Source organism: Bacteroides sp. RTP31139st1_H2_RTP31139_211217 (genome assembly GCF_040227615.1).
In the GTDB taxonomy this organism is placed as follows: Bacteria; Bacteroidota; Bacteroidia; order Bacteroidales; family Bacteroidaceae; genus Bacteroides; species Bacteroides uniformis.
On the sequence record NZ_JBCNZM010000039.1, the window covers coordinates 1 to 6,382 of the forward strand.

The 6,382-nt window shown below is 40.6% G+C and carries 9 protein-coding genes and 1 pseudogene; all 10 read right to left on the reverse strand.

The window, feature by feature from the left end; all coding sequences use genetic code 11:
* Nucleotides 1-342 (reverse strand): hypothetical protein (locus ABUA47_RS08600; RefSeq protein WP_347774733.1); only part of this gene is annotated, 342 nt, incomplete at its 3' end.
* Nucleotides 343-444: 102 nt separating this feature from the next.
* Nucleotides 445-855, reverse strand: a complete 411-nt coding sequence (locus ABUA47_RS08605) for a type II toxin-antitoxin system VapC family toxin (protein ID WP_035448267.1) — start codon at nt 853-855, stop codon at nt 445-447.
* Nucleotides 852-1,109, reverse strand: a complete 258-nt coding sequence (locus tag ABUA47_RS08610; RefSeq protein ID WP_035448265.1) for a hypothetical protein — start codon at nt 1,107-1,109, stop codon at nt 852-854. The genes ABUA47_RS08605 and ABUA47_RS08610 overlap by 4 nt, the downstream gene beginning before the upstream one ends.
* Nucleotides 1,110-1,178: 69 nt before the next feature.
* Nucleotides 1,179-1,517 (reverse strand): annotated as a pseudogene (locus tag ABUA47_RS08615) (UDP-GlcNAc--UDP-phosphate GlcNAc-1-phosphate transferase); the annotation flags it as partial.
* 56 nt (nt 1,518-1,573) lie between these two features.
* Nucleotides 1,574-2,824, reverse strand: coding sequence for a DegT/DnrJ/EryC1/StrS family aminotransferase (locus ABUA47_RS08620; protein ID WP_005836416.1), 1,251 nt, complete (start codon nt 2,822-2,824; stop codon nt 1,574-1,576).
* Between the two features lie 106 nt (nt 2,825-2,930).
* The gene (locus ABUA47_RS08625) at nt 2,931-3,518 is read right to left on the reverse strand and encodes an MBL fold metallo-hydrolase (protein ID WP_035448263.1); all 588 of its coding nucleotides are present in this window, start codon (nt 3,516-3,518) and stop codon (nt 2,931-2,933) included.
* Between the two features lies 1 nt (nt 3,519).
* Nucleotides 3,520-4,128, reverse strand: a complete 609-nt coding sequence (locus ABUA47_RS08630) for a sugar transferase (RefSeq protein WP_016273554.1) — start codon at nt 4,126-4,128, stop codon at nt 3,520-3,522.
* 12 nt (nt 4,129-4,140) lie between these two features.
* Nucleotides 4,141-4,773, reverse strand: a complete 633-nt coding sequence (locus ABUA47_RS08635) for a sugar transferase (protein ID WP_051642921.1) — start codon at nt 4,771-4,773, stop codon at nt 4,141-4,143.
* 4 nt (nt 4,774-4,777) lie between these two features.
* Nucleotides 4,778-5,980 carry a glycosyltransferase family 4 protein gene (locus ABUA47_RS08640; protein ID WP_035449242.1) on the reverse strand — a complete coding sequence of 401 codons (1,203 nt, stop codon included), beginning with the start codon at nt 5,978-5,980 and terminating at the stop codon, nt 4,778-4,780.
* 8 nt (nt 5,981-5,988) lie between these two features.
* A partial coding sequence (locus ABUA47_RS08645) for a UDP-N-acetylglucosamine 2-epimerase (RefSeq protein WP_349831533.1) occupies nt 5,989-6,382 on the reverse strand: 394 nt, incomplete at its 5' end.

Below are 6,382 nucleotides of genomic sequence, written 5' to 3' on the forward strand. Positions count from 1 at the left end.
CTCTACCATACGAACCAAATCCTGGTAGCTTAAATTCTTTTGGGACAAATGCAAGCCATTGCTGATACGAATCCCAACCCAAATACGAACCGGGTGATCATCTCTGCTTGGTGATACCGGTTGAGGTTGATCACTAGCCCTGGATTTTTCCTCATGACCAATTGCAGGAGCACCATCAACCTGGACTTCAACTACTTTTTTACGGGTATCCTTGTACCATTTCTGAAAGATGTTATAAGGAACTTTGTTCTTAACGCAAAACGATTGGAGAGATTCTCCATGAGGCAAAGCCTCGGTCTGGTATTGAAAGTAAAACCTTTCAAGATCTTCACTGCTATACATAAATTCTAAAATTTTTGTTCGCAGCGAAGATAGAGGTTGCAATCAATAGCCATTTTTTGACTGCTTACTTTACAAGTTATCAGTTCAAGTAAGCCAACTTAATCAAGATATGCTTTCAAGAAAAGATTTAGGAGACGTAATACTTATTTGTGAAAAATAAAAATCCTTTTCATTCCTTGTCACAATAACATCAGCTTGTATATTGGCTGCAGAAAAATATTGCAATGCATCTTCAAAGTCAGTAGCTTGTAACATTAGAGCCGATTCAACATTATCAGCTGTCAAACTAACAACAGAAAAGAATGTCTTCAGTTTATTTAAAGCATTATATAGTGCTATTCCTTTAAATTTCTTTCTAAGAATATATGCAATATTTGCCATAGTCAATGATGACAAAAACAAAGAACATTTCTGCTCTTTTTGACACAACAGAATAGTGGCAGCATCTTGACATCCGTCTCTTTCCAATAACAAGTCTATTAAGACATTTGTATCAATAAAAGCTTTTATCATTTGTTCAATAGATAATTAAGACGTTCATCTTCTGCATCTTCTATCCCCGAAGCTATACCTATTAATTCCTGAATATCCTTGGGCAACACAAAATCATTTTTCTCAGTCTTCACTTTTCCAACATGTACATGCCGCCTACTGCCATTATTTAATAAACTTTCCGACAGTTTATTTATAATGCGCAATTTCATCTCATCACTTAGTGACAATAATTTATCCAAATAATTATCTGACAAATTAATAGAAGTATCCATATTACTTTCTCCTTTCAATGACAAAGATAATATTAATTCCTACAATCATCAAGAAAAGGAAAGCTTATTTCAAATTGATTGATGTAATCCAAAATACCTCTTCATGAAACAGACATAAATAAGACTTAACAAGAGGATGGTACATAGCAGATACCAGTAACCTGAATCCAAACACATTATATATCCTACGATGATGATTGCCTGTACTGCCATATAGGTCGAAGATACTATGACATGGGGAATCTTCAGCTCATTCGCCATAATCTGATAAGATGTTTGCGATGCGGTAGTCCAATATTCTCATGAAGCATCAGGCGGTGAATATTTGGCACGCTTGCAGAAATTGAAGAAGCAGAAGACTAGAACGGAACAGACAACGGTATAGATGAAATCCGCATTGACAAACGTATTGGCAACCGATAGCGTTGTCAAGGTCGTAGTTAAAAAAGCTGTATTTTCATCTATTATTTTACTATGGCCTCTTTTATACACTCCACAATATAATATACATCTTCATCAGTCACCCACGGCCCGGCAGGAAGGCACATACCGATTTTAAAAATAGCTTCGGATACCCCATTGATATAAGCCGGAGCATCCTTATAGACCGGCTGCTTGTGCATCGGTTTCCAAACCGGGCGTGCCTCTATTTTTTTGCCAAGCATAAAAGCACGCAAAGCCTCCACATTCTCGTTGGGCTGGCAATCTGTTGTAGCACAATCTACGGCATGAATCACACCTGCAGCACCACCTACGGCAGTCCTGACAACATCCTTATAAGCATTTTCCTGCCCTTTGATGCGAAGTGAAGAATCCAGAGTGATTGTACAAAGCCAGAAATTAGAGTCATAATCAGCCGAAGGAGCTTCATGCAGCAATACCCCCTCCACATCCTTAAGCAGTTCCTTATAGAGAGCCTGCACATGTCGGTGATGTGCAATATGCTTATCGGCAACGGTCATTTGACCACGACCAATACCTGCACATATATTACTCATGCGATAGTTATACCCTATCGCCTCATGCTGGTAATAAGGATAAGCCTCACGAGCCTGCGTGGCATACCACATGATTTGATTCTTGCTTTCGGCATCTTTACAAATCAACGCACCACCGCCACTGGTAGTAATCATCTTGTTACCGTTAAAGCTCAGCACCCCGAACTTGCCGAACGTCCCCAGTACCTGTCCCTTAAAACGGGAGCCAAAACCTTCAGCAGCATCTTCCACCACTGGAATAGCATACCTATCGGCTATCTCCATGATACGTGTACAGTCATAGGGCATGCCGTACAATGCCACAGGAACAATAGCTTTTGGCTTTTTGCCAGTCTTGGCAATGCGGTCTTTGATGGCTTCTTCCAACAGTTCCGGAGACATGTTCCAAGTTTCTTTCTCAGAATCCACAAATACCGGAACAGCCCCCAGATAAGTGACCGGATGCGAAGACGCACAGAATGTGAAGCTTTGTACAATCACTTCGTCACCCTGTCCCACTCCGCAAGCCAACAGAGCCAAATGTACTGCCGCCGTACCGGCCGAAAGTGCCACCACTTCCTTGCCTTCGCCTACAAAACGTTTCAAATCCTCTTCAAAAGCATTCACGTTAGGACCGAGAGGAACCACCCAGTTCGTATCGAAGGCTTCTTTTACATATTTCTGTTCAATACCCTCCTCGCTCATATGGGCAAGGCAGAGATAAATAGTTTTATCCATAAATATATATGTGATTATTTAATGATCAGACTTCGGATTCCTCACATAGTGGGGAATAAAAAGAAAGGAAACGGCTTTATAAATCCTTTCCAGATATCGGAATAATTTACTCATAAATGTTTCCATGACCGGGATACAGACTGCAATCCTTTGTTAATTCCATGATACGTTCTTTCGAGATCCGTGCATCTTCCCTATCGCTATTGGGGAATGAGGCAATGACTTTAACACCCGGGATATATGAATCACCCGAGAAAACATTGTTCTCGACTTTATAAGTAAGGCAGCTTTTATCATGTCCGGGAGTTTCAAACACTTCCACGAAAATTCCCGGAAATATTTCCACTTTATCATTCTCATGTAAAACCGTCACATTATCTCCCATCCATATTACAGGATCATTGTGATAACGGGAAAAATTAAGTTTATCCGAACCTAAAGCCTCCTTACCGAAAGAGGAAGTGTAAACTGTGCAATCAGGATACAATCGTAATAAATCTTTTATACCATAAATATGGTCGTAATGAGTATGAGTCAGAAACAAGGCTTGTACCGTTCCGCACTTTTCCTGAACACCCTGCTTTATAGGAGCAATATCCCCAATATCTATCAATACATACCCATCTTTCCCCTCAACAGACAGTATATAAGTATTGGAGGTGAAAACAGAATTGACAATCTGATGGATGTTCATTTCAGTTATGACCGTTGAAAGCCTCAGTGGTAGCATTACCTTCCTTATTGATCCCTTCTCTAACGAACACTTTCTTTATGGTTAGCAGAATAATCTTCACGTCCAGCCAGAAAGAAATATGATCCACGTACCACACATCCAGTTCAAACTTACGTTTCCAACTGATATCATTCCGTCCGTTTACCTGTGCCCACCCCGTAATTCCCGGACGTACTTCATGGCGACGGAACTGTTTCTCTGAATATAAAGGAAGATACTTCGGCAATAAAGGACGGGGGCCAACCAATGCCATATCCCCCTTTAATACATTAATTAATTGTGGCAATTCATCTATGGAAAGAGAACGGACTATTTTACCAATCTTTGTCAGGCGTTCAGCATCCGGCAACAAGTTTCCTCCAGAATCCCGCTCATCTGTCATTGTCTTAAACTTTATGGCTTTGAATATCCGAGCATTTTTTCCAGGGCGATCCTGGGTGAAAAAGACACCGGCACCCTTATTGGTGAAATGGAGGAAAATTATCAGAAGAAGTAATATGGGCCAGATAACCAACAGAACTATAAAAACAATTACAAAGTCTAACCCACGCTTTAATCCTCTTTTATACATAAGCCTATAATTTCATTGATCAAAAGAGTTCTCTTTCTTTATACGATACCCCACATCTATTATTTGTGTATTATCACTAATTAAGATATCTTTCCTAAATAAACCTCTATGAATTGATAGACATACAATCTTTAAATCAAGCATAAATGAGCAATGATCCACATACCATACATCCAATTCAAATCTTTTACTAAAAGAGAGAAAATTTCGTCCATTTACTTGTGCCCAGCCAGTAATCCCCGGACGCACTTCATGCCGACGAGCCTGCTCTTTTGAATAGAGAGGCAGATATTCCGGTAATAAAGGTCTTGGACCAATTAATGCCATATCCCCTTTCAAAACATTAATCAATTGCGGAAGCTCATCAATACTAGTGGCACGAACAAATTTACCCACATGAGTCAATCGTTTAGCATCCGGCAATAATTTGCCTTCTGCATCCCGTTCATCCGTCATACTTTTAAACTTTATCAAACGGAATATTCTTCCATCCTTTCCAGGACGCTCCTGAGTAAAGAATGCTCCTGCACCTTTATTGGCAAAATACAACCCAATAGTAATAAGTAATAAAATGGGCCAGATAACAACCAATACAATAAAGACCAGAATAAAATCAATCACTCTTTTCAAACCATGTTTATACATACTCTCAAAAATGCTTCATTATAGCCTTATAGCTCTTATCTACAGTATAATTCTCACACAAGAATCTATACCCTTTTTCTCCCATCTCTTTCATCCGTTTATCATCCTCTATCATAAACTCCACCATCTTCATAAAGGTATCTATACTCCCATTCTCTGTCCACAGACCGAAACCTCTTTCTTCAGCTATCTGTCCGATATCCGTATTAACATCCGTAGCCATTAGCACCGGCATCCTACATTCCAAATACGAAAGCAGACGCGATGGGAAATTGGGTATCGTAAACCGCTTGTCCAGGAATATCAAGCCTACATCACACAAGCTCACCAATTCATCATATTTTGCTTTCGGCAATGCAGCAAGAAGACAAGCGTTTTGGGGCAAGTGTGTATCAAACCATAATTTAACCCTCATATACTCTGTACCACTACCTACAATTACAAAATACGAGTCATCCCGCTTTTCATTCTCCTCAATCACTTTCAATAAAAAATCTATCCCTTGAGGTTTTCCCAGATTACCCCCATAGATAAAAATCCTTTTTGATATAGGAATATTCAATTCTTTCAGCAGTTCACTCTCTTTCCTATCTCCTTTCAACCTTTCCTGAAACTCCACACTATTCGGACAGATTTCCACCTTTGCCGCATCAATGACAGGATTATGCTTCAACACATACTCACAGTTGGCAGGTGACATACAACCGATAAAGTCTGACAATTCATAAAGTTTTTCTTCCTTACTCCTGAACATCCTATAAAGAAAACTTTTCTTGGAGAACATACCCAAATCCACCGCATTCTGCGGAAAAATATCCTTCAGCATCAGATAGGTTTTAGCATTCCAGCGTTTTCTCAAGGTCTGGATTACCTTATTGAAGGTGATGGGAGGAGTGGAATAAAGAATAAGGTCGAACTTCACATCCCGCCAGTATTTATTAATGGCATGCAGATACTGGCTTTCCAACAATAAAGTGCCAATCCCCTTCTCTACAATATTCGTTTTCTGGATATTGAGTGTCTTTACCTTCAATATTCTTGCACCACCGTTCTCCATGACTCCGGTAGGCTGATGGAATCTCCGCTCATAAGGGGATACTATATACATGGCATGCCCGTTCCTTATAAATTCACGCATCAGGTCCGTATAGATGCCACGCTCTTCCAAGCCATTGATACGGGATATTGTCAAAAAAAGAATGTTCATCCCAGCAGTCAGAATTTTCTCCAAACCATCTTGTTCACCACCCCCGTATAGCTCTGAATCAACTTCACAACCTTGGCCGATACATTCTCATCCGTATAATTGGGCACCGGCAGGCCATCGTCCTCATTCCTGTTCATCTCCACGGCAGTATCTACAGCCTGAAGCAAGGATTTCCCGTCAATGCCGGCAAGGACAAAGATACCCTTGTCAAGAGCCTCGGGACGCTCCGTACTCGTACGGATGCATACAGCAGGGAAAGGATGCCCCACAGAAGTGAAGAAACTGCTCTCCTCAGGCAGGGTACCGCTGTCACTCACAACGGCATAGGCGTTCATCTGCAGGCAGTTGTAGTCGTGGAAACCGAGAGGTTCATGCTGAATCACACGTCTGTCAAGTGCAACG

Excerpts from the sequence above, each read along its gene's own strand:
- ABUA47_RS08630 (WP_016273554.1), bottom strand. The coding sequence starts at position 4,128 with ATGTATAAAAGAGGATTAAAGCGTGGGTTAGACTTTGTAATTGTTTTT.
- ABUA47_RS08625 (WP_035448263.1), bottom strand. The coding sequence starts at position 3,518 with ATGAACATCCATCAGATTGTCAATTCTGTTTTCACCTCCAATACTTAT.
- ABUA47_RS08640 (WP_035449242.1), bottom strand. The coding sequence starts at position 5,980 with ATGAACATTCTTTTTTTGACAATATCCCGTATCAATGGCTTGGAAGAG.
- ABUA47_RS08610 (WP_035448265.1), bottom strand. The coding sequence starts at position 1,109 with ATGGATACTTCTATTAATTTGTCAGATAATTATTTGGATAAATTATTG.
- ABUA47_RS08635 (WP_051642921.1), bottom strand. The coding sequence starts at position 4,773 with ATGTATAAACATGGTTTGAAAAGAGTGATTGATTTTATTCTGGTCTTT.
- ABUA47_RS08605 (WP_035448267.1), bottom strand. The coding sequence starts at position 855 with ATGATAAAAGCTTTTATTGATACAAATGTCTTAATAGACTTGTTATTG.
- ABUA47_RS08620 (WP_005836416.1), bottom strand. The coding sequence starts at position 2,824 with ATGGATAAAACTATTTATCTCTGCCTTGCCCATATGAGCGAGGAGGGT.